This is a genomic window from Streptomyces sp. NPDC127119 (assembly GCF_042677425.1).
Lineage (GTDB): Bacteria > Actinomycetota > Actinomycetes > Streptomycetales > Streptomycetaceae > Streptomyces.
Genome location: NZ_JBHXTO010000132.1, coordinates 1 through 25,911, shown reverse-complemented (window position 1 = coordinate 25,911; position 25,911 = coordinate 1). Strand labels below are relative to the sequence as shown.

The 25,911-nt window shown below is 71.8% G+C and carries 22 protein-coding genes; 11 read left to right on the top strand and 11 right to left on the bottom strand.

Annotation, left to right across the window (positions count from 1 at the left end; translation table 11 throughout):
• Positions 1–94: 94 nt before the first annotated feature.
• Positions 95–1,753, bottom strand: coding sequence for a threonine/serine exporter ThrE family protein (locus ACFVH5_RS35665; RefSeq protein WP_384801627.1), 1,659 nt, complete (start codon positions 1,751–1,753; stop codon positions 95–97).
• A gap of 106 nt (positions 1,754–1,859) precedes the next feature.
• Entirely contained in the window at positions 1,860–2,351 is a 492-nt protein-coding gene (locus ACFVH5_RS35660; protein WP_107018199.1) for an inorganic diphosphatase, read from the bottom strand.
• A gap of 79 nt (positions 2,352–2,430) precedes the next feature.
• Here ACFVH5_RS35660 and dacB point away from each other — a divergent pair, with 79 nt between their 5' ends.
• From dacB to folE, 6 genes are all read left to right on the top strand, one after another.
• Positions 2,431–4,074, top strand: coding sequence for a D-alanyl-D-alanine carboxypeptidase/D-alanyl-D-alanine-endopeptidase (gene dacB, locus ACFVH5_RS35655; RefSeq protein ID WP_385837824.1), 1,644 nt, complete (start codon positions 2,431–2,433; stop codon positions 4,072–4,074).
• A 231-nt stretch (positions 4,075–4,305) separates the two neighbouring features.
• Complete coding sequence (locus ACFVH5_RS35650; RefSeq protein ID WP_385837823.1) at positions 4,306–5,430, top strand: zinc-dependent metalloprotease; 1,125 nt, start codon at positions 4,306–4,308, stop codon at positions 5,428–5,430.
• 172 nt (positions 5,431–5,602) lie between these two features.
• A complete protein-coding gene (gene tilS / locus ACFVH5_RS35645) occupies positions 5,603–6,643 on the top strand; it encodes a tRNA lysidine(34) synthetase TilS (protein WP_385837821.1) in 1,041 nt (346 codons plus the stop codon).
• A gap of 107 nt (positions 6,644–6,750) precedes the next feature.
• Positions 6,751–7,311: a hypoxanthine phosphoribosyltransferase gene (gene hpt, locus ACFVH5_RS35640; protein ID WP_385837827.1), complete on the top strand. Its 561-nt coding sequence runs from the start codon at positions 6,751–6,753 to the stop codon at positions 7,309–7,311.
• A gap of 211 nt (positions 7,312–7,522) precedes the next feature.
• A complete protein-coding gene (gene ftsH / locus ACFVH5_RS35635) occupies positions 7,523–9,565 on the top strand; it encodes an ATP-dependent zinc metalloprotease FtsH (RefSeq protein WP_384801789.1) in 2,043 nt (680 codons plus the stop codon).
• 146 nt (positions 9,566–9,711) lie between these two features.
• The gene (folE, locus tag ACFVH5_RS35630) at positions 9,712–10,317 is read left to right on the top strand and encodes a GTP cyclohydrolase I FolE (protein WP_107022328.1); all 606 of its coding nucleotides are present in this window, start codon (positions 9,712–9,714) and stop codon (positions 10,315–10,317) included.
• 115 nt (positions 10,318–10,432) lie between these two features.
• Here folE and ACFVH5_RS35625 read toward each other — a convergent pair whose 3' ends face one another.
• From ACFVH5_RS35625 to ACFVH5_RS35600, 6 genes are all read right to left on the bottom strand, one after another.
• Complete coding sequence (locus tag ACFVH5_RS35625) at positions 10,433–10,915, bottom strand: DUF3180 domain-containing protein (RefSeq protein ID WP_366785715.1); 483 nt, start codon at positions 10,913–10,915, stop codon at positions 10,433–10,435.
• Between the two features lie 48 nt (positions 10,916–10,963).
• On the bottom strand, positions 10,964–11,572 hold the full coding sequence (folK, locus tag ACFVH5_RS35620; protein WP_385837820.1) for a 2-amino-4-hydroxy-6-hydroxymethyldihydropteridine diphosphokinase: 609 nt from the start codon (positions 11,570–11,572) through the stop codon (positions 10,964–10,966).
• Positions 11,569–11,928: a dihydroneopterin aldolase gene (gene folB / locus ACFVH5_RS35615; RefSeq protein WP_384801642.1), complete on the bottom strand. Its 360-nt coding sequence runs from the start codon at positions 11,926–11,928 to the stop codon at positions 11,569–11,571. The genes folK and folB overlap by 4 nt, the downstream gene beginning before the upstream one ends.
• Positions 11,929–12,143: 215 nt before the next feature.
• Positions 12,144–12,647 carry a nuclear transport factor 2 family protein gene (locus ACFVH5_RS35610; RefSeq protein WP_385837818.1) on the bottom strand — a complete coding sequence of 168 codons (504 nt, stop codon included), beginning with the start codon at positions 12,645–12,647 and terminating at the stop codon, positions 12,144–12,146.
• Positions 12,644–13,558: a dihydropteroate synthase gene (gene folP / locus ACFVH5_RS35605; protein ID WP_385837817.1), complete on the bottom strand. Its 915-nt coding sequence runs from the start codon at positions 13,556–13,558 to the stop codon at positions 12,644–12,646. Before folP ends, ACFVH5_RS35610 begins: the two co-directional genes overlap by 4 nt.
• A 126-nt stretch (positions 13,559–13,684) precedes the next feature.
• Entirely contained in the window at positions 13,685–15,556 is a 1,872-nt protein-coding gene (locus ACFVH5_RS35600) for a phosphatidylglycerol lysyltransferase domain-containing protein (protein WP_385837816.1), read from the bottom strand.
• A 202-nt stretch (positions 15,557–15,758) separates the two neighbouring features.
• Between ACFVH5_RS35600 and ACFVH5_RS35595 the strand changes: the two genes are divergently transcribed.
• Together ACFVH5_RS35595 and ACFVH5_RS35590 are read left to right on the top strand one after the other, a co-directional pair.
• A complete protein-coding gene (locus ACFVH5_RS35595; protein ID WP_385837815.1) occupies positions 15,759–16,883 on the top strand; it encodes an alpha/beta hydrolase in 1,125 nt (374 codons plus the stop codon).
• A gap of 434 nt (positions 16,884–17,317) precedes the next feature.
• Positions 17,318–19,240 (top strand): hypothetical protein, encoded by a 1,923-nt coding sequence (locus ACFVH5_RS35590; protein ID WP_385837814.1) that lies wholly within the window; start codon positions 17,318–17,320, stop codon positions 19,238–19,240.
• A gap of 106 nt (positions 19,241–19,346) precedes the next feature.
• Here the strand turns inward: ACFVH5_RS35590 and ACFVH5_RS35585 are convergent, their stop codons facing one another.
• Positions 19,347–20,663, bottom strand: a complete 1,317-nt coding sequence (locus tag ACFVH5_RS35585; RefSeq protein ID WP_385837812.1) for a PH domain-containing protein — start codon at positions 20,661–20,663, stop codon at positions 19,347–19,349.
• A 104-nt stretch (positions 20,664–20,767) separates the two neighbouring features.
• Entirely contained in the window at positions 20,768–21,307 is a 540-nt protein-coding gene (locus tag ACFVH5_RS35580) for a PH domain-containing protein (protein WP_385837811.1), read from the bottom strand.
• Positions 21,308–21,338: 31 nt separating this feature from the next.
• Here ACFVH5_RS35580 and ACFVH5_RS35575 point away from each other — a divergent pair, with 31 nt between their 5' ends.
• Positions 21,339–22,490 (top strand): NADH-quinone oxidoreductase subunit D, encoded by a 1,152-nt coding sequence (locus tag ACFVH5_RS35575; RefSeq protein ID WP_210881812.1) that lies wholly within the window; start codon positions 21,339–21,341, stop codon positions 22,488–22,490.
• A 61-nt stretch (positions 22,491–22,551) separates the two neighbouring features.
• Here ACFVH5_RS35575 and ACFVH5_RS35570 read toward each other — a convergent pair whose 3' ends face one another.
• Positions 22,552–23,619: an SAM-dependent methyltransferase gene (locus ACFVH5_RS35570; RefSeq protein ID WP_385837826.1), complete on the bottom strand. Its 1,068-nt coding sequence runs from the start codon at positions 23,617–23,619 to the stop codon at positions 22,552–22,554.
• 148 nt (positions 23,620–23,767) lie between these two features.
• On the opposite strand from ACFVH5_RS35570, the gene ACFVH5_RS35565 reads away from it, so the two are divergent.
• Positions 23,768–24,976 (top strand): sensor histidine kinase, encoded by a 1,209-nt coding sequence (locus ACFVH5_RS35565; RefSeq protein ID WP_366785711.1) that lies wholly within the window; start codon positions 23,768–23,770, stop codon positions 24,974–24,976.
• Between the two features lie 57 nt (positions 24,977–25,033).
• Positions 25,034–25,705, top strand: a complete 672-nt coding sequence (locus ACFVH5_RS35560; protein ID WP_189773250.1) for a response regulator transcription factor — start codon at positions 25,034–25,036, stop codon at positions 25,703–25,705.
• Positions 25,706–25,911 lie beyond the last annotated feature (206 nt).

The window sequence follows — 25,911 nt, the reverse complement described above, 5'->3', positions numbered from 1 at the left end:
CCCCTCAGGGGCGCGGGGAACTGCGCGCTCAGCCACAGACGGCCGACAGCCGACATTGCGGCCGTCAGCCGAACGGCAGCACAGGGCATCCCACCTAGAACCCTCGGGTCCGCTTCGCCGCCCGCCGCGCCCCCGCCGTGGCCCCCGGCAGCCGCAGGAACAACCGCGAGATCTCGGACCCCAGGTTCATCCCGATGGCGATGGCCATCGCGAGCGCGGCCGCCTTGGAGAGCTGCACGAGACCTTGGTCGACGTCGTTCTGGGCGATGGCGAGCAGCCCGAAGTACGTCGCGGAACCGGGCAGCAGCGGCCCGATCGCGGCGGTCGTGTACGGCAGCGCGGAGGCGAACCGGTAGCGCGACATGAGCTGCCCGAAGAGCCCCACCAGACCGGCCGCCACGGCCGTCGAGGCGACCGGTGAGATCTCGCCCGCGTAGTGCATCGCGCCGTACACGCTCCACGCGACCCCGCCGTTGAGGGTCACGATCAGCACGGTGGACCGTTCCTGCTGGAGGAGCACGGCGAAGGCGAGCGTCAGGAGCATCGACGCGCCGATCTGCCACAGCGGCCGGTTGGTGGACAGCAGGGCCGCGTCCGGGTTGAGCTGGGCGCCCAGCGTCACGCCGAAGTACAGGATCACCAGGACGCCGATGACGATGCCGACGTAGAAGTACATGACTTCCAGGAGCCGGGCCGACGCGGTGATGTAGTAGCCGGTCAGCCCGTCCTGCACGCCCGCGACGAGTGCCCGTCCGGGCAGCAGCGCGAACAGCCCACCGGTGATCACCGCGGACGCCCGTACGTCGACGTGCGCGATCGTGAGCGCCGCTCCCAGCGCGGCGGCCGGCATCGCGGCCACCGTGAACTGGTAGAACTCCGGCAGCCCCCGCCCGGCGCACAGCCACGCCAGCCGGTCGCCCAGCATCGCGCCGACGACCGCCGCGACGAACACGATGACGTCACCACCGACGAGCACGGAGGCCGCGCCCGCCAGCAGCCCGGTGGCGAGGGTCAGCACCCATCCGCTGTACGGGTGCCGGTTGCGGCGGATCTCGGCGAGCCGCCGGTAGGCCTCCTCGAGGGAGACCTCGGTCTCGTCGTCGCTGATGTCGTCGACGAGCTGGTACACGGCCGCGAGCCGCGTGTAGTCGGTGCCCCGGCGCCGCACGGTCCGCGACGCGGTCACCGGGTCGTCGACCAGCGACGGCTGGTACGAGATCGACAGCAGGGTGAAGGTGACGTTCGGCTCGCAGCGGTCGAGGCCGTAGGAGCGGCAGACGGCGAACATCGCCGCGTCCACGTCCTCGGCGCCCTCCCCGCCCGCGAGCAGCAGCTCACCGACACGCAGGGTCAGGTCGAGGACGCGCGGCACGGCCGGGCCCTCGTCCTCCGTCTTCTGCACGGTCTCGGGCACGGGCCGGTCGGCGACCGGCATGCGCAGCATCGTGCGCATCCGGTCCTGCCAGGGGGCGTCCTTGATGAGGTCGACCCGCGGTATGCCCGCCGGGGGAGTGAAGGCGGGCGGCGCGTCCCGGGAGCTGTACGTCCTCGGCATGCTGAACGCCGACCCCTCGGGGGGATCGGCGGCGGGTGTCTGCGGAACGCCGTAGCCCTTGGGCAGCGCGAACTCGGACGTCGTCGAGGACTCCTCCTCGACCGGCGGGGCCTGTGTCACCACACCGCTCGGCGCGACGAAGGCGCTGCGTGCCTCGTCCGACTGCGGCTTGCGGTCCTCGGCGTCCGATTCCGTCACGCACTACTCCTGGTTCGCACGTCCAGTACGCCCCAGTATGCGCACTGATACACCAACGGGCCGCGCAACCCGGTCGGGGTCGCGCGGCCCGCAGGACAGAGGGGGATCAGTGACCGCCCGCGTCCTTGGCGCGCTTGTACGAACGCTCGATCTCGGCCTCGGCGTCCGTACGGCCGACCCAGTTGGCACCCTCGACGGACTTGCCCGGCTCCAGGTCCTTGTAGACCTCGAAGAAGTGCTGGATCTCCAGACGGTCGAACTCCGACACGTGGTGGATGTCCCGCAGGTGCTCCACGCGCGGGTCGTGCGCGGGGACGCACAGTAGCTTGTCGTCGCCGCCGGCCTCGTCCGTCATACGGAACATGCCGATCGTGCGGCACTGGATGAGGCAACCGGGGAAGGTCGGCTCGTCCAGGATGACCAGCGCGTCCAGCGGGTCGCCGTCCTCGCCGAGGGTGTTCTCGACGAAGCCGTAGTCGGCCGGGTAGCTGGTCGAGGTGAAGAGGCGACGGTCCAGACGGATCCGACCGGTCTCGTGGTCCACCTCGTACTTGTTCCGTGAACCCTTCGGAATCTCGATCGTGACGTCGAACTCCACCGGTGGCTCCTCCATGATCAACACATAGTTCTGGTGGTTAAGTGTCCCTCACGCAGGTGTGTGATCGCGAAAGGGGCTGGTGGTCGTGCCAGAGCTGAGGGCTTGGCGGGCCGCGAGACCGCACGTGGTGCGGGTCGCGCGATCCGTGGGACCGAAACTCGTACGGGCGGCGGAAGCCGTGAAGCCACCGCTCGTACGGGCGGCGGAAGCTGTGAAACCACCGCTCGCCCGGGCGACGGGAGTCGTGAAACCGCTGGTCAGGCGGCCGTCCACCGTGCAGTTCACGACGGGTGCCGCCGCCCTCGGACTCGTCGTGGCGGCCACCGTGGTCACCGCGGCCGGGCCCTGGGACTCCACCGGCCAGCGTACGGCGGAGCGCGACCGGGCCGCATCGCTGGAGCGCGCAGGTGGCGCAGATCACGGATCGGTGCCCGGTGTGTCCGGCAAGGAGCCGGCGCCCGCGCCGAGCGCCGTGTCCGTGCTCGCCGGCGTCGGCGGCTCCGCAGGTTCCGTACCGTCGCCCACGGAGAAGGCCCTGGGAGGCGTCCTGGGGCCGCTGCTCGACAACCCCTCGCTCGGTTCGAGCCGCGCGGGCGTCGTCGTCGACATGGCCACCGGCAAGCGGCTGTACGGCAAGGGCGCGGACACCGCGCTGACCCCGGCCTCCACCACGAAGATCGCCACGGCCGTCGCGGCGCTCACCGCGGCCGGCCCCGACCACCGCATCGCGACCCGGGCGGTCCTGGAACCCGGCACCGAGGAGGTCGTCCTCGTCGGCGGCGGCGATCCCACGCTGACCGCCCGCAAGGACGCGAACGGCAACGCGAGCCTGCGCGACCTCGCCGACGACACGGCCCGCGCCCTCAAGTCCCGCAAGGCCAAGACCGCCAAGGGCGGCAAGGCGGGTGAGGTGACGCTCTCGTACGACACCTCGCTGTACGCGGGCTCCGCCGTGCACCCCATCGGCGCGGACAACACCAACCTCGCCCCGGTCACCGCCCTGATGGCCGACGAGGGCCGCCTCGACGACTCCTCCAGCGGGCCCGCGGACCGCAGCGACGACCCGGCGGCCGACGCGGCCAAGAAGTTCGCCGACCTCCTGCACGAACGGGGCATCAAGACCACGGTCCCCGGCACCTCCAAGGCGTCGGCCCGTGCCAAGACCCTCGCCACGGTCAAGTCGCCGCCCCTGTCCGCACTCGTCGAACGCATGCTGACCAGCAGCGACAACGACATCGCCGAGGCGCTCGCCCGCCAGACCGCCCTCGCCGCGGACGAACCGGCGAGCTTCAAGGGCGGCGGCGCGGCGACCCACGAGCAGCTGAAGAAGCTCGGGCTGCCGCTCAAGGGGGCGAAGTTCGCGGACGGCAGCGGTCTGGACCGCGCGGACAAGCTCACCGCGGACCTGCTCACGGCCCTGCTGGCCGAGGCCGCCGACCCGGACCGCCCGGAACTGCGACCGGTCCTCACGGGCCTGCCCGTCGCGGGCTTCACCGGCACCCTCAGCAAGCGGTACGCGGGCCAGCCCGGCACCGGCCTCGTACGGGCCAAGACCGGCACCCTGACCGGCGTGCACACCCTCGCGGGCACGGTCGTGGACACCGATGGCCGCCTCCTGGCCTTCGCGTTCCTCACCGAGTCCGACCCGCCCACGGACGCGGCGACCACCCAGCAGGGCCTGGACGCCCTGGCCTCGACCCTGGCGACGTGCGGCTGCAACTAGCTCCGCACCGCGCCTCGGGGGTGCCGCGTCGTCCGCTCGCCTGCGGGCCGGTGGGGGCCGGCCGCGCAGTTCCCCGCGCTCCTGAAAAGCGACAGGCCGCCCCCACAGCCCCGCCCCTCAAGGGGCGCGGGGAACCGAGTGCCAGGCTGCGACGGACCCGCATGGTCCGACAAGGCGCACCCCACGGCCCACCCCTGCCCCCAGCGGCAGCGCTCACGTACGGTTGGCAGCATGACGAGCATCCGTGGTGCCGAGATGGTCGACTGGAATCTCGCGGTGGCGACCGCGACCCGGCTGGTACGGCCGGGCCCAGAGGTGAGCCGCGACGAGGCCAGGGCCGTCGTCGCCGAGCTGCGCCGGCATGCAAAGGCGTCGGAGGAGCACGTCCGCGGCTTCACGCGGATGGGCGGGGACGACCTCCACGACACCCCGGTTCTGGTCGTCGACCGTCCGGGCTGGGTCCGGGCGAACGTCGCCGGGTTCCGGGAGATCCTCAAACCGCTGCTCGACAAGATGCAGGAACGTCGCGGCAGCGGCCCGGGCGGGGCCGTCCTCGGCGCCGTCGGCGGCAAGGTCACCGGCGTCGAGCTGGGCATGCTGCTGTCCTTCCTGTCCTCCAGGGTCCTGGGCCAGTACGAGACGTTCGCCCCGGCCACCCGGGAACTGCCCGCCGGGGAGAACGGCGGCGGCAGGCTCCTCCTGGTGGCGCCGAACATCGTGCACGTGGAGCGCGAACTCGACGTTCAGCCCCACGACTTCAGGCTCTGGGTCTGCCTCCACGAGGAGACCCACCGCACGCAGTTCACGGCCGTGCCCTGGCTGCGCGACCACCTTGAGGGTGAAATCCAGTCTTTCTTGGGGGAGACCGAGGTCGACCCCATGACCGTCCTGGAACGCGTCCGCGAAGCCGCCCAGTCCCTCTCCGGCAGCCGCCCCGAGGGCGAGGAGGGCGACGAGGCCCGTTCCATCGTCGAGATCGTGCAGACCCCCGCCCAGCGCGAGATCCTCGGTCGCCTCACCGCGGTGATGTCACTCCTGGAGGGCCACGCCGACTTCGTGATGGACGGCGTCGGCCCCGCCGTGGTCCCGTCCGTCGCCGAGATCCGCGAGAAGTTCCAGCAGCGGCGCGCCCGCGGCGCCTCCCGCCTGGACCTCGCCCTGCGCAAGCTGCTGGGCCTGGACGCGAAGCTGCGCCAGTACCGGGACGGCGAGCGGTTCGTCCGCGCGGTCGTGGACGAGGTGGGCATGGACGGCTTCAACCGCGTGTGGACCTCGCCGAACACACTTCCCACCAAGTCGGAGATCGCCAAACCCGCGGACTGGGTCGCGCGGGTGCACCGTAAGGCAGAGTCGTGAATTGAATTCGGCCGACGGCAGGTGAACGCCCCTCCAATCACCCGTCCGAGGGACCGTGAGGCATGGGTAGGCGTGCAATGCTCGGGGAACGGCCCGGTTCTGTCACCATCGACACACTCTGAGTGACCGAACCCGGGCTCACCCCCCGACAATTTCATGAAGGGAACCGGACATGGGTCCCCATCCTGCGGTCGCGGCGATACGCCTGGCGGTCCGCCGCGTACTCCACGACGTCCTCACCGATCACGCCCCCGCACGCGCCCCCGGCCAGACCCCCGACGCGCCCTCGCGCGCGCCGCTCGTACTGGTCGCGTGCTCCGGCGGCGCCGACTCCATGGCGCTCGCCTCCGCCCTCGCCTTCGAGGCTCCCAAGCTCGGCGTCCGCGCCGGCGGCGTCACCGTCGACCACGGCCTGCAGTCCGGGTCCGACCTGCGCGCCGACGAGGTCGTCCTGCGGCTCACCGAACTCGGACTGGCCCCCGCCGAGTCCGTATCGGTCACCGTCGGCCGTGAGGGCGGCCCCGAAGCCGCCGCCCGCGACGCGCGGTACGCCGCTCTGGACGCCACCGCCGAGCGGCACGGCGCCACCGCCGTCCTCCTCGGCCACACGCGCGACGACCAGGCCGAAACCGTCCTGCTGGGCCTCGCCCGCGGCTCCGGGACGCGCTCCCTGTCCGGCATGGCCGCCGTCTCCGGCGGACCGGGCGCCGACCGCCGCTACCGCCGTCCCTTCCTGCACCTGGACCGGCAGACCGCCCGCAAGGCCTGCATGGTCCAGTCGCTGCCCGTCTGGGACGACCCGCACAACGCCGATCCGGCGTACACCCGCTCCCGGCTGCGCCACGAGGGGCTGCCCGCCCTGGAGAAGGCGCTCGGCAAGGGCGTCGTCGAAGCACTCGCCCGTACGGCCCAGCTGTCCCGTGACGACGCCGACGCGCTCGACGCGTGGGCCGGCCGGGCCGAGGCCTCCGTACGCGACGCGACGGGCCTCCTGGAGTGCGCCAAGCTCTACGCCCTGCCGCCCGCCGTGCGCCGCCGCATCCTGCGCCGGGCCGCCATCGAGGCCGGGGCGCCCGCCGGTTCGCTGTTCGCCCGGCACATCGAGGAGATCGACCGGCTGATCACCGGCTGGCGCGGCCAGGGAGCCATCAACCTCCCGGGCAAGGTCGTCGCCCAGCGGCAGGGTGGCAGACTGGTGATTCGGCAAGGCTGAAAAAGAGTCGCCCTTCGGGTGGCGACTCCCCCGGAGGGCAACCCCTTCGGGGAGCGGTCCCTCTTCGCCGAGGGACCGGGAAGCAGCCGGTGGGACGACCGAAAGTGATGCGGGTGGACGCGAAAGACCTGAGCACCGACCTCCAGTCGGTGCTCATCACCAAGGAAGAGATCGACGCGAAGCTGGTCGAGCTGGCCGCGAAGATCGACGCGGAGTACGCGGGCAAGGACCTGCTGATCGTCGGTGTCCTCAAGGGCGCCGTGATGGTCATGGCGGACCTGGCCCGGGCCCTGTCCACCCCCGTCACCATGGACTGGATGGCCGTCTCCTCGTACGGCGCGGGCACCCAGTCCTCCGGAGTGGTGCGGATCCTCAAGGACCTCGACACCGACATCAAGGGCAAGCACGTCCTGATCGTCGAGGACATCATCGACTCCGGTCTGACGCTGTCCTGGCTGATCTCCAACCTCGGTTCCCGCGAGCCCGCGTCCCTCAAGGTGTGCACGCTGCTGCGCAAGCCCGAGGCCGCGAAGGTCGCGATCGACGTGGAGTGGGTCGGCTTCGACATCCCGAACGAATTCGTCATCGGGTACGGCCTCGACTACGCGGAGAAGTACCGGAACCTCCCGTTCGTCGGTACGCTCGCGCCTCATGTCTACGGCGGCTGAGGCACCCTGGACGGGTGACGCCCCCTGACGGGGCCCAGCCCCTGCAGTACGGCCGGGAACCCCAGAGGGTTTCGCGCCGTTGGAGCATACGTAGACGGGGCTTGTCAGCCGGACCGAGCAGCTTCCGGTGGCAATGCTGGGGTACCGTCCGAATAACAGTCTTATCAAACTCACTATGGCAGGAGGGACGGGGCGGCACCGCTCCGTATGGATGGACGTGAAGCGATACTTCCGTGGGCCGGTCATGTGGATCGTGCTGGCCGTCCTTGCCGTGGTCGTGTTGATGCAGGTCGTCGGCTCGTCCGGCGGCTACAAGACGGTGGACACCGGCCAGGTCGTCCAGGCGATCAGTGACAACAAGGTCAAACAAGCCAAGATCACAACCGGCGACGAGCAGGTCATCAAGGCCGAGCTCAAGGACGGCGAAAAGATCGAGGGCAGCTCGAAGATCCAGGCGAGCTACATCGGCGACCAGGGTGTGAACCTGGCCACGACCCTCCAGGACAAGTTCCAGAACAAGCAGATCCCGGACGGCTACACGGTCTCGCCGACCAAGCAGAACGCTTTCGTCGGCATCCTGCTGTCCCTGCTTCCCTTCGTCCTCATCGTCGTCGTCTTCCTGTTCCTGATGAATCAGATGCAGGGCGGCGGCTCCCGCGTCATGCAGTTCGGGAAGTCCAAGGCGAAGCTCATCACCAAGGACACCCCGAAGACGACGTTCGCCGACGTGGCGGGCTCGGACGAGGCGGTCGAGGAACTCCACGAGATCAAGGAGTTCCTCCAGGAGCCGGCGAAGTTCCAGGCCGTTGGCGCCAAGATCCCCAAGGGCGTCCTGCTGTACGGGCCTCCCGGTACGGGCAAGACGCTGCTCGCGCGTGCCGTCGCGGGCGAGGCGGGCGTCCCCTTCTACTCGATCTCCGGTTCCGACTTCGTCGAGATGTTCGTCGGTGTCGGTGCCTCGCGTGTGCGTGACCTGTTCGAGCAGGCCAAGGCGAACGCCCCGGCGATCGTCTTCGTGGACGAGATCGACGCGGTCGGCCGCCATCGCGGCGCCGGCCTCGGCGGTGGCCACGACGAGCGCGAGCAGACGCTGAACCAGCTGCTCGTCGAGATGGACGGCTTCGACGTCAAGGGCGGCGTGATCCTCATCGCCGCGACGAACCGCCCGGACATCCTCGACCCGGCGCTGCTGCGCCCCGGCCGCTTCGACCGCCAGATCGCGGTCGACCGCCCGGACATGCTGGGCCGTCTGGAGATCCTCAAGGTCCACCAGAAGGGCAAGCCGGTCGCGCCGGACGTCGACCTGTCGGCCGTCGCGCGCCGTACGCCGGGCTTCACGGGTGCGGACCTGTCGAACGTGCTGAACGAAGCTGCGCTGCTCACCGCGCGCAGCAACCAGAAGCTGATCGACAACCACATGCTCGACGAGGCGATCGACCGTGTGGTCGCGGGCCCGCAGAAGCGGACCCGGATCATGTCGGACAAGGAGAAGAAGATCACCGCGTACCACGAGGGCGGACACGCCCTGGTCGCGGCGGCCTCACCGAACTCCGACCCGGTGCACAAGATCACGATCCTCTCCAGGGGCCGTGCTCTCGGCTACACGATGGTCCTGCCGGACGAGGACAAGTACTCCACGACCCGCAACGAGATGCTCGACCAGCTGGCATACATGCTGGGCGGGCGCGCGGCCGAGGAACTCGTCTTCCACGACCCGACCACGGGTGCCGCGAACGACATCGAGAAGGCCACGGCAACGGCCCGCGCGATGGTCACGCAGTACGGCATGACCGAGCGCCTCGGCGCCATCAAGTTCGGCGGCGACAACACCGAGCCCTTCCTGGGCCGGGAGATGTCGCACCCGCGCGACTACTCGGAAGAGGTCGCCGCGCTCGTCGACGAAGAGGTCAAGAAGCTCATCGAGAACGCGCACAACGAGGCCTGGGAGATCCTGGTCGAGAACCGCGACGTGCTCGACGCGCTGGTGCTCCAGCTGCTGGAGAAGGAGACGCTGAGCAAGGAGCAGATCGCCGAGGTCTTCACCCCGCTCATCAAGCGTCCGGCCCGCCCCGCGTGGACCGGCTCCTCCCGCCGCACCCCGTCCACCCGCCCGCCGGTGCTCTCCCCCCGGGAGCTGTCACTGACGAACGGGACGAACGGCTCGGCCCCCGCGATCACCACCTCGAAGGCGAACACGTCCGCCGAGGCCCACCCGGTGACCGAGACGGCCCCCGAGGACCGCACCGAGAGCTGACAGCACCCTGGCTCCCGGCGCCCTCACCAGGCCCGGAATGCATGCCGCGCCCCCCAGGTTCTAGCCTGGGGGGCGCGGCATCTTCGTATGCCCGATGGCGATACGCGTGGTTCGCGCGTGTGAGAGGCACAGGAACGAGGCACGAGATGACCGACCCCGTGAGGCTGGACGGCGAGGGTGTGATCGGCGACTTCGACGAGAAGCGCGCCGAGAACGCCGTACGAGAACTGCTGATCGCGGTCGGCGAGGATCCGGACCGCGAAGGGCTGCGGGAGACGCCGGGGCGGGTCGCCCGGGCGTACCAGGAGATCTTCGCGGGGCTGCGGCAGCGGGCCGAGGACGTCCTGACGACGACGTTCGACCTGGGCCACGACGAGATGGTCCTCGTGAAGGACATCGAGGTGTTCTCGACCTGTGAGCACCATCTGGTGCCGTTCCGGGGTGTGGCGCACGTGGGCTACATCCCGAGCACGTCCGGGAAGATCACGGGCCTGTCGAAGCTCGCCCGGCTCGTGGACGTGTACGCGCGGCGGCCGCAGGTGCAGGAACGGCTCACCACGCAGATCGCCGACTCGCTGATGGAGATCCTTGAGCCGCGGGGGGTGATCGTGGTGGTGGAGTGCGAGCACATGTGCATGTCGATGCGGGGGATTCGTAAGCCGGGGGCCAAGACGATAACGTCCGCGGTTCGGGGGCAGTTGCGGGATGCGGCTACGCGTAACGAGGCGATGAGTCTCATCATGGCCCGCTGAGGGGCTCGCTCCTGCGGGTGGGGGCGGCTGCGGCTGGGTGGCACGTGCGGGTCCGTCGTGGCCGGTCGCGCAGTTCCCCGCGCCCCTCAAGAGGGGCTGCGCCCCGTCTTCAAGGTCAGGCCGGGGCCGTGTTGCCGTTCGTGTCGTCGTCTTCCGGGAGTTTGCAGACTCGTTCCAGGAAGAAGGCGGCCGCTATGACGGCCAGGCCCGCCAGGACCGAGAAGCCGGCGTAGATGGCCTGGTCGCGGCGGGCGGGGATGTCCAGCGACTCCAGCAGGAACGCGCCCGTGCCGCCGTACATCCCGGCGACGAGGGCCGCGACCAGCGCGCTGGCCTGGCCGAAGACGACCGCGCGGGCGGCCATCAGGGGGTCGACGCCCTTGGCGCCGGCCACCCGCTCGCGCTGGGCCTTCAGCCGGGACCGCAGGGAGAGCGCCGTGGCCAGCAGGACCACGGCGATCAGAGCCAGGACGATGGGGGCCGCCAGGGGGACCCGGGGCAGCGTGCCCACCGAGTTCCACAGGCGGGCACCTGCCCAGGACAGCACCCCGGCGACGAGGAACACCGCGGCCAGCGTCCTGATGCGCAGCTCTTTCACTCAGTCCCTCTCACGATGGCGTGTCCTGAAGCGTCTTGACCTTAACGACTACTCGGGCAGCTGGAGTTCCAGGTCGGCCCGGGGCGCGACACCGTCCCGGGTGACCGCGGCGAGCAGCTGTGCCACGGGGCCGCGGCCGGGCAGCTGGGCCTCGGGCTCCACGTCGTGCCAGGGGGCCAGGACGAAGGCCCGCTCGTGGGCGCGCGGGTGGGGGAGGGTCAGGGTCGGATCGTCGGAGACGACGTCCGCGTACGCCACGATGTCCACGTCGATCGTGCGGGGACCCCAGTGCTCGTCCCGTACCCGGTGGAAGGCCTCCTCCACCGCGTGGGCCCGCTCCAGGAGCGAGGACGGGGGAAGAGCCGTCTTCAGGACGATCACCGCGTTGAAGTACGACGGCTGGCTGTCCGTCTCCACGCCCCACGGCTCGGTCTCGTACACCGGGGAGACGGCCTTGACGCGGACGCCGGGGGTGTCCTCCAGGGCGTCGATGGCGCCCTGGAGGGTCTCCAGGCGGTTGCCGAGGTTCGAGCCCAGGGAGATCACGGCCCGCCTGGGGTTGTGCAGGGTCGAGTCGGCGGCGTCCACCTGTTCGACCACGGAGGCGGGCACCGGCTGGACGGTCGGGTCGCTCTGGCCCTCGGTGAACGCTGTCATGCACGGCTCCGGATGATGGTGACGGTCACGTCGTCGAAGGGGACCGTGATCGGGGCGTCCGGCTTGTGGACGCACACCTCGACCTCCTGGACCCCGTCGTGCTTCAGACAGGTGGTGGCGATCTGCTCGGCGAGGGTCTCGATGAGGTTCACCGCGTCGCCCTGGACGACGGCCACGACCTCTTCCGCCACGATGCCGTAGTGCACGGTCTTCGTGAGGTCGTCGTCGGCCGCGGCGGGCCGGGTGTCCAGGCCCAGGACGAGGTCCACGATGAAGGTCTGGCCCTCTTCGCGTTCCTTGGGGAAGACGCCGTGGTGACCACGGGCCCTGAGGCCGCGCAGCGCGACACGATCCACGCGAATCACTCCTGCAATCGTCGGCGGGGACCGGTCACATTCCCCCTGTGCGGGGGCGGTACACCGGCCTCGAAGGAATCTACCCGCGGGTACTGACACGGCCGGCCGGCCGGGCCGCGGACCGGCGCCCGGGGCCGGCGCCACGATCACCAACGTACTACGACGGTGATCGTCCGCCCGGCCCGCCTCGGCGCTGCGGCGGGCCGCAGCCGTTCTCAGGACGTCGGGTCGTCCGGCTCGTCGTCGTCGGTCTCGGCGAGGACGGGGGAGGCGTGGTGCGACCAGAGCTTCCAGCCGTCCGAGGTGCGGCGGAACACGTTCGTCGCGACGACGAGCTGGCCCACGAGCGGCCCGAGTTCGTCGCTGTCCTCGGGCGGGGGGCCGCCGCTGAGGATGTTCTCCGTGCAGGTCACCAGCGCGGTGTCACCGGTGACCGAGACGTGCACGTCGGTCAGGAAGAACTGGATGTACTCGGTGTTCGCCATGATCAGCGCGTACGAGCGCAGGACCTCGCCGCGGCCGTTGAGGACCGGCCAGCCGGGGTGGACGCAGGAGATCTCACCGGCCTGCGCGGGGTCGTGGTACTCCTCGTCCTGGCCCAGGTCGGAGGGTGTCAGCCAGAGCGAGGACAGTTCCTCGAAGTCGCCCTGTTCCAGCGTCTCGTAGAAGGCCGTGTTGGCGAGTTCGACCTGTTCGACGTCCGTGTGCGGGGCGCTCACCGGGCTCCCTCGACGGTCGCGGCTCCCCGGGCGGTCCGCTCCCCCTCCGCGGTGCGGGCGCCCTCCACGGCCCGCGCGACGCGGACGGCGTCGGCGGTGGCCCGTACCTCGTGGACGCGGACGGCCCACGCGCCCTGCTGGGCGGCCAGCGCGGAGACCGCGGCGGTGGCCGCGTCCCGCTCCCGGGCGGGCGGCGGGGCACCCTCCGGGCCCGCCAGTACGCGGCCGAGGAACCGCTTGCGGGACGCCGCCACCAGCAAGGGGTGGCCGATCTCCCGGAGACGGTCGAGGTGGGCGAGGAGGACGAGGTCGTGCTCGGCCTCCTTGGAGAAGCCGAGGCCCGGGTCGACGACGATGCGGTCCGGGGCGATGCCGCCCGCCAGAACGGCCTCCACGCGTGCGTGGAGCTCGTCGACGACTTCGGAGACGACGTCCTCGTACGACCCCCGGACGGTGCTGCCCTGGAGGAAGCCGCGCCAGTGCATGACCACGAAGGGGGCGCCCGCGGCGGCGACGGCGGGGATCATCGCCGGGTCGGCGAGGCCGCCGCTGACGTCGTTGACGAGGGCGGCGCCCGCCGCGAGCGAGCGTTCGGCCACGGAGGCGCGCATGGTGTCCACGGAGACCGTGACGCCCTCGGAGGTGAGGCCGCGGACGACCGGTATGACACGTTTGAGCTCTTCCGCCTCGTCGACGCGGGCGGCGCCGGGGCGGGTGGACTCGCCGCCCACGTCGACCAGGTCCGCGCCCTCCGTGACCAGGTCGAGGCCGTGCTTGACGGCGGCGGTCGTGTCGAAGAAGCGTCCGCCGTCCGAGAAGGAATCGGGGGTCACGTTCACGACGCCCATGACCGCACAGCGGTCCCACGCCGGGAGCCCTGACACTTGCCCTCGCCCACTCATCTTGCTCATACCGTCCAGCCTAGGCCCACGGGGGCGGGTCACCCCTCACTGCCGTGGACCTGCCAGGACCGGCCGCCGCGCGGCACGGGGGTGGGCGTCGCGGGGCGGCCGGGGCTCGACGGGGGGCCGGGGCGCTCAGGCCGCCCGTACGTCGTGTTCCGTCAGCGCGTGGGCGCACGGGCGGGGTGCCTTCGGGCGGCGGCGCAGGACGCGCGGGAGGGCGAGGCTCACGAAGCCCTCGGCCTGCAGGGCGGCGAGGCCGATGCGGGGGAGGTCGCGGGAGGTGCGGTAGACGACGAAGCGGGGCTCCCAGCAGGGGCGGAACTTGGCGTTGAACTTGTAGAGCGACTCGATCTGGAACCAGCGGGACAGGAACACCAGCAGACCGCGCCAGACCCGCAGGACCGGGCCCGCGCCGATCTTCTCGCCGCGGGCCAGGGCCGCCCGGAACATCGCGAAGTTCAGCGAGACCCGGGTGATGCCCAGGCGGGGCGCGGCCTGGAGGGCCGCCACGATGAGCAGTTCGTTCATGCCGGGGTCCGCCGAGCGGTCGCGGCGCATGAGGTCCAGGGAGACCCCGTCCGCGCCCCAGGGGACGAAGTGGAGTACGGCCTTCAGGTCGCCGTACGGGCCGTGCCCGCCGTCCGCCTTGTGGGCCGTCGCGATGAGACAGTCGCCGTCCGCCGGGTCGCCGATGCGGCCGAGCGCCATGGAGAAGCCGCGCTCGGTGTCCGTGCCGCGCCAGTCCTCCGCGGCCCTGCGGATGCGGTCCAGCTCGCCCTCGCCCAGGTCACGGATGCGCCGTACCCGGGTCTCGTAGCCAGCCCGCTCGATGCGCTTCACCATCTGGCGCACGTTCCGCATCGCGCGCCCGGCCAGGGAGAAATCCGCGACCTCCACCACCGCCTCGTCGCCCAGTTCGAGGGCGTCGAGGCCGGTCTCGCGGGTCCAGACCTCGCCGCCGGTCTCGGAGCAGCCCATGACGGCCGGCGTCCAGGAGTGGGCCGTGGCCTCGTCCATGAAGCGCTCGATCGCGCCGGGCCAGGCCTCGACGTCACCGATCGGGTCGCCGCTGGCGAGCATCACCCCGGAGACGACGCGGTAGGTCACGGCCGCCTTGCCGCTGGGGGAGAAGACGACGGCCTTGTCGCGCCGGAGCGCGAAGTGGCCGAGCGAGTCGCGTCCGCCGTGCTTGTCCAGGAGGGCGCGCAGCCGCACCTCGTCGTCCTCGGTGAGGCGCGCGGCCGGGTGTTCGGGGCGGAAGGCCAGGTAGATCGTGGTCACGGCGGTCAGCAGGCCGAGCGCGCCGAGCGAGAAGGCGACCGTCCAGGACGTGGTGCCCGTGTAGTCGAGGGGTCCCTCCAGGCCGAACAGGCCGTACAGCACGTGCTCGATACGGTCCGCGAGGCTCGGGTCGCCGATCATGCGGTGCGGGTGGGCGCTGACGACGACCAGGCCGAGGACGAGCGAACCGGCGCCCATCAGGACGAAGTTGGCGAGCGCCCGCCAGCGGCTGCGTGGGTCGGGCAGCGCCGTGAACTCGTCCCGGTGCCGCAGCAGCGGGACCAGCAGCGCCAGCGAGATGACCACGCCGACGAGCGAGTGACGGTATGTGAACTGGGCGAGGGCGCCGGCCGGGAGCAGGACCACCGCGGCCCGCCACGCCCGCCGTTTGCGCCGCCGCAGTCCGTGGGCCAGGAGGAGCAGCAGCACACCCGTACTGAGCGACAGCGCGGCGGCGAACGGGCCGAGCGCGCCCGGCAGCACCTCCGCGAGCGTGTGCATCCGACTGTGGCGGAAGCGCGGGAAGACACCCGCGGCGATGTCCAGGACGCCCACGAGCGTGCAGGCTCGGGCGACCCAGGCGGGGACGGCCTCGGGGCGCGGACCGTGAAGAACACGGCGCGCACCGCGCGGTGCGCCGCCCGGACGGCCGAGTGCGCCCCGCGGCCGGTCCGTTCGTTCCGGAACCTCGCCCGACTTTTCCCCATCTATCCTGACAGACATCGCATCCCGTGGTTCTGCGAGAGACCTTGAATCCGGTGCCAATCCGGCATCCGGCGACATTGCGCCCTCTAGGACGGTGTCTTGAGGAGCCAGGTTCACTCCCTTCCGGAAAACCGCTCCAAAGGGAAAGGAAAGACCGGGGCAAGGCGCCGTGAAGACAGCGGTGCGGCCACCGGTCGGAAAGCGCAGGCAGGAACAGCTCATGGGACTCACGAGCAACAAGGTGCTGGCACTGGTGGTCCTCGTCGCCGTGCTGCTGTTCGTCGGCACGGTGTGGTGCTGGCCGCTGCTCGCGCGCCGCGACTGGCGTGCCGTGTCGGGCCGTATCGCCGTGCTGACGGCCACTCAGGTCGCGGTCTTCGCGTCGGTCGGCCTCGGCGCCAACCAGGCCTTCGGCTTCTACGCGAGCTGGGCCGACCTCCTCGGCCGGGAGTCCGGACAGGGCATCGTGGTCGACCACGACCCCGGGGACACGGCCGGGCCGCTCCAGGTGGTCGGCACCCGCCAGGTCAACGTGTCCGGCGGGGCGCGGCCGCAGATCGGCGGCCAGCTCCAGAAGGTCGAACTGGTGGGCAGGCGCACGCACATCGCCAGTCCCGCGTACGTCTATCTGCCGCCGGAGTACTTCCAGCCGCGGTACCGCACCCGTACGTTCCCGGCCGCCGTCGTGCTCACCGGCTATCCCGGCACCGCGGAGGCGCTCGTCAAGGGCCTGCACTATCCGCAGACCGCCCACGCGCTGGCCAAGGACGGCCGCATGCAGCCGATGATCCTGGTCATGATGCGGCCGACCGTGGCGCCGCCGCGCGACACCGAGTGCGTGGACGTGCCCGGCGGGCCGCAGGCCGAGACGTTCTTCGCCCAGGACCTCCCCGACGCCGTGTCACATCACTACAGGGTGGGCGGAAAACCCGGCAGCTGGGGCATCGTCGGGGACTCGACGGGCGGCTACTGCGCGCTGAAACTGGCGATCCACCACCCGGGGACGTACGCCGCGGGAGCGGGCCTGTCCCCGTACTACCGGCCGCCGTCCGACCCCACCACGGGCGATCTCTTCCACGGGGACCAGGAACTGCGCGACAGCGCCGATCTGGTCTGGTACCTCAAGCACCGGCCCGCGCCCGACACCTCGCTGCTCGTCAGCAGCAGCAGACAGGGCGAGAGCAACTACCGGGAGACGCTGCGGTTCATCGACCTGGTCGAGGCGAGGAAGCCGACCCGGATCTCGTCGATCATCCTCGACAGCGGCGGCCACAACTTCAACACCTGGCGGCGCGAGATCCCGGCGACCCTCCAGTGGCTCAGCGGCCGGCTCAGCGACCGCTGAGGGATCGCTGAGCGACGGCTGAGGGATAGCTGCGCGGCCGTGATCGTCGAGCGACCGCCGAACGGACGCCGGTCGAGGGCTTCCGGCGGCGGTCGTACGCGAATACGCGGCGAAGTCCGCTGAATTCACCGGCCCGGGGATTTCTGCCGATCTCGGGAAGTCCGGTGGCAAGGCCGGTGATCTCGGCCCGGTGGCGAATGCGAGGAGCTTGATCGAGAAGTGGTGCGGCGGCCCTGGGGGAGTCCGCGCCGAATAGGCGGACCGCGGGCGGACGGCGCGGGACCCGTGCGGCTGCTGGTGGCGGGCCCAAGTCGGTTTCCGGGAGGGGCCGGTGCGGGGATTGTCCGGTGAAGGGGCGGTGAGAAGGTTTCGGTGTGGCTGCGTTTTGGCCTGCGGGGCACCATCATTCGCCTACGCGCGGTAAGTTTCTGGCCATGCCACGAGGACGTCACCGCCATTCCCCACCTCTGCACCGGCTGTTGCCCCCCTCGGCGATCGCAGGCGTATCCGTCGTCTGCGCCGTGGGGCCATGGCTGTTCTCCGAACCGATGGTGCTCCGAGGGCTGGCCGCGGGCGCCGCGCTGACGGCCGTCGTGGGCGCGATCGTCATGCGCCGCTGGGACGCCTCGGCGGGCAGGCGCGTCGCGGACCTCGCACGCGGGCGCGCGAGCGACGAGTGGCGTCACGAGGAGCGGGTCGCCGAACTGGAGAGCGACCTCGACGAGTCGCGCGAACTCCGTACGAAGCTGGAACAGCGGCTGCGCGCCAAGCGGGCCGAGCTGGCCGGACTGCGCAACGAACACGCCGCGCTGCTGCGGCGGTACGCCACGGCGGAGACCGAGCGGGCCACCGCACTGGAGGGCCGCCGGCTCCTGGAGATAGAGGCCGCGCCGGCCCCGGAGGAACCCGTCACGGACTCGACGGCCGAGGAGACGGCTCCCGAGGGATCCGCCGACACGGCTCCCGAGACCGCGCTGCCCGAGGCGACGACGGCGACGGTCCAGGCGGCCCTGGCGGCTTCCTCCGCGGCCTCGGTCCTCTACGTGAAGGCCAACTCGGCGCTGGACCGGCTCCTGGGCGCCCGCAAGGGCGCCGCGGTCGACGAGGCGGCTCGGTCGGACGACGCGGACGCCTCGAAGACCGCCCCGAAGACTTCGGACACCTCGGACACCTCGGACACCTCGGACGACGACGGGTCCACGGCCAAGCCCTCCACGAACCAGTCCTCCACGGCCGAGTCCGCGGACGACACCGCCGTCGAGGCCGCCTCGAAGGAGTCCGGCCCGGTGCGGGCCGACTCGCCGGCGGACGCATCCATAGCCGCCGACGCGGAAGCCAAGGCTGAAACCGGGACCGACGTCGGCGCCGAAGCCGATGCCGAAGCCGGTTCCGCGCAGGCCGGCGCGGTCGCGAACACCGCGACCGCCGACGACCCGGCCCCGGAGGACCCCGACACCGACGGTCCCGCGCCGACCACGCCCCCCAAGGGCGGCCCGGCCAAGCGGACTCCCGCGAAGGGCGTTGCCCGGAAGGGTTCGCCGTCGCCGGGCGGCCCCGGCAAGGGCGCGCCCAGGCCGGGCGGTCCCCCGAAGGCCGCCGCCGCTTCCACCGCGGGCGGCGCCATGACGGGGGCGCCGAAGGGCGACACCCGGCAGGAGGGCGAGGCGCTGGGGAAGCCCGAGGCGGTCGGCGGGCATGAGCGCACGGCCGCCGCGACCGCCCCGAGGCCCGCACAGGCCACCGCGACCGAGAACGTACGGGCCCACGCACAGCCCGCCGGGACCGCACAGCCCGCCGGGACCGCCCGGCCCCGCGCGAGGTCCGGCGCCGTCGGCGTGACGTCCCTGCAGTCCACCGCGACCCGCACCGCGTCCCGGCCCGCGCCGGACACCACGCACGCGCCGGCCCCGGAGTCCTCGCCGGGCGGCGCCCTCGCCCGTCCCACCCCGTCGGAGGTGGCCCGCGTACAGCAGCCGCCCGCGGCCGAGGCCGGTCCGTCGCCGACGAGCGCCGCCGCGCTGACGCCCGCCGCGCGGCCCCCGCGCCCCGCCGGACACTTCACCGTGCCCACGGCCGTGGCGGTCGCACCGGCCACGCCCGTGCGGCGCCCCTCCGTCGAGGGCGGCTTCGACTTCTTCGGTACGCAGAAGGGCGCGGAGACGCTGCAGGCCGTGCAGAACGAGGACCTCGCCGACGTGATCGGGCAGGAGGCGCTCGCGCTCCACAAGGCCGAGGGCGAGTCCGGCTTCAAGCCCGTCAGTGAGGAGTCGCGCGGTGTCGGCCAGGTCATCGACCTGACCGCGCACGACGAGACGGAACGGATCGACCTGACGGAACTGCGGAGCGCGGTCTCCTAGGAGAGGTCCCGGCCTCGGGAGCCTCGGGACCCAGGAACGGCGACATGCGTGAGGGCAGGGGCGAACAGCCACTGCCCTCACGCATGTCCGGCCGTCAGGCCCGCCGTCAGGCCATCCAGCGGTCCGGCCTGGCCTCGCGCCGGCCGGTCAGCGCACGGTCCGCCTGCGCGTACAGCAGCCCCGCGGCCTCCGTGGCGTCCCGCAGCCGGGCCGTCACGGTCTTGTTGGCCCCGGTGTCCACCCGGACGTCGGCGAGCCCCTGACGGCGCTGCCACGGCCCTTGTTCGAGGCGCACGCTCTGCACCTTCGCGTGCGGTACGAGCGAGATGCTGCGGCGGAGCAGCCCGTGCCGGGCCACGAAGACGGTGTCGGTGACGGCGATCCCGTAACCCCGCCACCAGAACGGCAGGCACCGGCCCGCCCGGCGCGGGGGCCGTTCGAGGGTGCCCGGCACGGTCACGCCGGGCAGCACGCGCGCGATGACCGACTCCGCGACCTCGCGCGGGGCGACCGGTACGAGGACGGAGTTGGACGAGCCCGCGACGTCCAGCTCGATCCGGACCCAGCCGCGCCGCCGCCACAGGAGCGGCTCGACGATGTGGATGGTCTGGACGCGCCCGGGCGGCACGGTCTCGTGCGTACGGTCGAGCAGCCCGTGGTCGATGCGGAGCCCGTCCGGCGACTCGCCCACGGTCCAGTCGTACTCGGCGACGAAGCGGCCCACGCTGCTCGCGCCCGCCGCGCCGAGCAGCGGCAGCGCCGTCGCGAGCACCGTCCACACGCTGTGGGTGGCGAACCACAGCAGCGGCGGTACGACGAGTGCGGCGGCCAGCGTCCCCCAGGTCGCCCCGGTCAGCACGAGCGAGACGGCGAGCACCTTGGCCGGTACGTGCAGCAGCTGTCGTACCGGTGCCTCGCCCACCTCGTGCACGCTCTCGGGGGCGAAACCGGCGGCCCGGGCGAGCAGTTCGGCCCGTAGTATCCGGGCCTCCTCCTGGCCCAGGTAGGCCAGCTCGTCCTTCTTGTCGGTCCCCACGACGTCGAGTTTGAGCTTGGCGACACCGGCCACGCGGGCGAGCAGCGGCTGGGTGACGTCGACGGCCTGGATCCGTTCGAGCCGGATGTGCGCGGTACGCCGGAACACCAGGCCCGTACGGATGCGCAGCTCGGTGTCGGTCACCGAGAAGTGTGTGAACCACCAGCTCAGGAAGCCGTAGAGGGCGGCCCCCAGGACGGCGGCGGCGAGGGCGGCCAGCAGGACGGTCGTCGTGAGCCGCATCAGCTGCCGCTGCGCCCCGTCGGGGTCGTGCACGGCCCATCCGGCGATGACGGCGACCGGCGCCCACGCGCGCCGCAGCGGGGTCACGGGATGCAGCCGCCGCTCGCGCGGCACGGATTCCCCCGCCGGCACGGTCCCGGACACGGCCTCGGCCCCGTTCCCGTTCCCGGTTCCGGGCCCGTTCCCGGTTCCGGTCGCGGCCCCGGTCCGTATGTCCTGTACGTCCCTGGGGGCGTCCGGTGACGTCGTCACAGCCCCGCCGATCGGGCCTCGCCCAGCTCGGTGAGCCGGTCGCGCAACCGTTCCGCCTCCGCCGGTACGAGCCCGGGGATACGGGCGTCCGTCGCCGCGGCGGCCGTGTGCAGCTGCACGCTCGCCAGCCCGAAGTGCCGCTCCACGGGACCCGAGGTCACCTCGACCAGCTGCATGCGCCCGTACGGCACGACGGTCTCCTCGTGCCAGAGGACACCGCGGCTGATCAGCAGGTCGTCCGCGCGCTCGGCATAGCGCCAGGAACGCCAGTTGCGCCCCAGCATCGGCCAGCCCCACAGCAGCGCGGCCGCAGGCAGCAGAGCGAAGGCCGCCCAGGCGGGACCTGCGAACAGACCGAGCAGCAGGCCCGTCGCGAGGGTCAGCAGGCCCAGCCACACCACCAGCAACAGCCGTCGCATCCTCAGCAGTCCCGGCGGCAGCGCGATCCACACCGGCTCGTCCGCCGGCCGCCCCGCTGCCCGCCCGGTCGGCCGTCCCGCTGTCTGCCCCGCGTTTTCCGAGGTCCCCGTCTCCATGCAGCAAGCGTACGTACGACAGACTGTCCGCATGACTCCTACGACGGAGACCATGGTCGGCATCGGCGGCGCCGCGGAGAGCACCGACATGGTGCTCAACATCGGGCCCCAGCATCCGTCCACCCACGGCGTACTCCGGCTGAAGCTCGTCCTGGACGGGGAGCGGATCCAGCACGCGGAGCCGGTGATCGGCTATATGCACCGCGGCGCTGAGAAGCTCTTCGAGGCGCGCGACTACCGGCAGATCATCATGCTGGCCAACCGCCACGACTGGCTCTCCGCGTTCTCGAACGAGCTGGGCGTCGTCCTCGGTGTGGAGCGGATGCTCGGCATGGAGGTGCCCCCGCGCGCGGTGTGGACCCGCACGCTCCTCGCCGAGCTGAACCGGGTCCTGAACCACCTGATGTTCCTCGGGTCGTACCCCCTGGAACTGGGCGGGATCACCCCGATCTTCTACGCGTTCACCGAGCGCGAGGAGCTGCAGCACGTCATGGAGGAGGTCTCCGGCGGGCGCATGCACTACATGTTCAACCGGGTGGGCGGCCTCAAGGAGGACCTGCCGGCCGGCTGGGCCACGCGCGCGCGGGAGGCCGTTTCCGGGGTGCGCTCCCGGATGGACCGCTTCGACGGCCTGGTGCTCGGCAACGAGATCTTCCGGGGGCGTACGCGCGGTGTCGGAGTGCTCTCGCCCGAGGCGGTGCACGCCTACGGAGTGAGCGGGCCGATCGCACGCGCCTCCGGTGTCGACTTCGACCTGCGCCGGGACGAGCCGTACCTCGCGTACGGGGAACTCCAGGACACCCTGAAGGTCGTCACGCGCCAGGAGGGCGACTGCCTGGCCCGATTCGAGTGCCTTCTGGAGCAGACCCACAACGCGCTCGACCTCGCGGACGCCTGTCTGGACCGGCTCGCGGAACTGCCGCCCGGACCGATCAACCAGCGGCTCCCCAAGGTCCTGAAGGCCCCCGAGGGCCACACGTACGCCTGGACCGAGAACCCCCTCGGCATCAACGGCTACTACCTCGTCAGCAAGGGCGAGAAGACCCCGTACCGGCTGAAGCTGCGTTCGGCGTCGTACAACAACATCCAGGCGCTCACCGAACTGCTGCCGGGGACGCTGGTCGCGGACATGGTGGCGATCCTGGGGTCGCTGTTCTTCGTGGTGGGGGACATCGACAAGTAGGGCTCGTCCGGGAGCGGCGGGGCTCGTCGGCCACAAGCCCCGCCCGTCGACGGGCGGGGCTCTACGCAGAGGGCTGTTTCGTCTCCGGGAGGGGGCCTTGCGGCGAGGCCGGGAGCGAGGCCGGGAGCGGGTTCGGGATGCCGACCGGCTGGGTCAGCCAGCCGAAGTCGCCCAGGCCGCCCCGGGCGGTCAGTTCGGCCGCCTCGCCCGCGCCCGCGAGGGCTCGTACGTAGGCCGCCGGGTCCGTGGAGGCCAGGGCCAGGGACGGCCGCCCGCCGCTCACACCCAGCGTCCGCAGCGCGTCCCGCTGGCTCACCAGCCGGCCGCCGGGCAGGGCGCAGGCGTCCAGCGCCACATGGGCGGTGATGTCGCAGGAGCCGTCCGGCACGGGTGCCGTCTCCCGGCCCTCCCTGAAGCCCGTCAGCGTCCCGAAGGGCGGCCGTGCGCCCACGCCGTGCCCGTAGTCGACGGCGACGGCCAGGCCGCGGCCCAGAGCGGCCACGGCGGACGCCCAGGCGGTGTCCCTGGGGAGACCGATCTCGGCCCGCAGTCCTTCCGCGGGGAGCGGGTCGTCGGGGGTGCCCGTGAGCGGCCACCACTTCTCCAGCCAGCGCGCGTCCGCGCCCCCCACCGGCTCCCCGAGGGACTCCGTCCCGGCCGCGTCCACGAGGACGAGGCGAGGCACCCCGTGCGCGTCCACCTCGACCACGTCCACCGGCACGTTGTCGAGCCACTCGTTGGCGAACAGGAGGCCCGTGACGCCCGGCGGGGGCTCCGGGAGCCACTCGATCCGGTGGTCGAGCCCGGCGGGACGGGCGGCGCGCTCCACCGCGTACCCACGCGCGCGGGAGGCCACTTCGGCGGGGAGCGCCTTCAGGACGGCACCCACCAGTTCACCGCGGCCCGCGCCCAGGTCGACGAAGGCGAGTTCGGCGGGACGGGCCAGCGCCTCGTCGACGAGGCGCAGCAGCCGGGCCACGGCCTCCGCGAACAGCGGTGACGCGTGCACCGAGGTGCGGAAATGGCCCGCGGGACCCTCCGGCCTGCGATAGAAACCGCGGGGCCCGTACAGCGCTTCCTCGGTCGCCGGGCGCCACCCGCGCCTCCCGCCCGCCGCCTCACGCTCCACTGCGCCCACCCCTGTTTCCCCGGCCGTCACCTCGCCAGGCTAAGCGGCAAGTTCAAGGCGGCCTCCACCTTGGGGAGTACAAGCACCGGTTACGGATCGACCCTCCGGTTGACCCCTGCACACAGCACGCTTCCCTACGCTGGGTTACGTGCAGCGCCTCTATGATTTTCTCCGAAGGCACCCGACATGGGTCGACGGCTTCTGGGCCGTCGTCCTGCTCGGGATCTCGGTCGCGAGCGGAACGGCCGGGCAGGAGAATTCCGACTCCGGGACCGACCATCTGGCCGTCACCCTTCCGATCACCCTGCTGCTCTGCCTGGTGATCGCGCTGCGCAGGCGGCTGCCCGAGTCGATGCTGATCCTCGCCGTCTCCATGGGCGGGGCGCAGCTGGTCCTCGACATGCCGTTGGCGCCGGCCGACTTCGCGCTGCTGGTGATCACCTACACGGTCGCCTCGAACGGCACCCGCTGGGCGTCCCGGCTCGCGCTGACGGCCGGCCTGCTCGCGGCCCCGCTGGCGCAGCTGCGCTGGCCGGAGGAGCACCAGAGCGCCGCCGGGCAGGTGGCGATAGTGATCTTCCAGACGGTTCCCTTCGCCCTCGCCTGGGTCCTCGGCGACTCCCTGCGGACCCGCCGCGCCTACTTCGCACAGCTGGAGGAGCGGGCCGCGCGCCTGGAGAAGGAGCGCGAGGCGCAGGCCAAGGTCGCGGTCGCCGCCGAGCGGGCCCGGATCGCCCGCGAGCTGCACGACGTCGTCGCGCACAACGTCTCCGTGATGGTGGTCCAGGCCGACGGCGCGGCGTACGTACTGGACTCCGCCCCCGACCAGGCCAAGAAGGCCCTGGAGATCATCTCCGGGACGGGACGGCAGGCCCTCGCCGAGATGCGCCGCCTCCTCGGGGTGCTGCGCACCGGCGAGCACCAGGAGTCCGGCGAGTACGTGCCGCAGCCCGACGTGGAACAGCTCGACGACCTGATCGAGCAGTGCCGGGGCTCCGGCCTCCCCGTCGACTTCAAGATCGAGGGCACGCCGCGTCCGCTGCCCAGCGGCGTCGAGCTGACCGCGTACCGCATCGTGCAGGAGGCACTCACCAACACCCGTAAGCACGGGGGGCCGAACGCGGGAGCGAGTGTGCGCCTGGTCTACTTCGACGACGGCCTCGGCCTGCTCGTCGAGGACGACGGCAAGGGCGCCCCGCACGAGCTGTACGAGGAGGGCGGGGTGGACGGCCAGGGCCACGGACTGATCGGTATGCGCGAGCGCATCGGCATGGTCGGCGGCACCCTGGACGCCGGGCCGCGTCCCGGCGGGGGTTTCCGCATCAGCGCCCTGCTTCCGCTCAAGCCCGCTCACTGACACGTGCACGCATGCGAAGACGCGTACGCGCATTCGAACCGACCGGAGGACCTCCCCATGCCGATCCGCGTGATGCTCGTCGACGACCAGGCGCTGCTGCGCACCGGGTTCCGGATGGTGCTCGACGCCCAGCCGGACATGGAGGTCGTGGCGGAGGCGGGCGACGGTGTGGAGGCCTTGCAGGCGCTGCGCGGCAGGGATGTCGACGTGGTCCTGATGGACGTCCGCATGCCGAAGCTGGACGGGGTGGAGACGACCCGGCGCATCTGCTCGGACCCGAACCCGCCGAAGGTGCTGATCCTGACGACCTTCGACCTCGACGAGTACGCCTTCTCGGGGCTCAAGGCGGGGGCCTCCGGCTTCATGCTCAAGGACGTGCCGCCCGGTGAGCTCCTCGCCGCGATCCGCTCCGTGCACAGCGGTGACGCGGTGGTCGCGCCCTCGACGACCAGGCGGCTGCTGGACCGCTTCGCGCCGCTGCTGCCCAGTGCCGGCAAGGATCCCCAGCACAAGGAGCTGGAGCGGCTCACCGGGCGGGAGCGCGAGGTCATGATCCTGGTCGCCCAGGGACTGTCCAACGGTGAGATCGCTGCCCGGCTCGTCCTCTCCGAGGCGACGGTCAAGACCCACGTGGGGCGCATCCTCACGAAGCTGGGCCTGCGGGACCGGGTCCAGGTCGTGGTCCTGGCGTACGAGACGGGCCTCGTACGTGCGGGCGGGCAGGGCTGAGTGCTCCGCGCCCCGGCACGGGCCCAGTCTTCGGCTGCGGGTTCGGTGGGGGTCGGCCGCGCAGTTCCCCGCGCCCCTGAGGGCACGGGGTGGCCGGTGTCTCTTGTCGGCTGACGGTCGTGTGCGGCTGGTCGCGCAGTTCCCCGCGCCCCTAAAGGGGCAAAAGCAGGGGCGCAGCCCCGCTTTTGAGGGGCGCGGGGAACTGC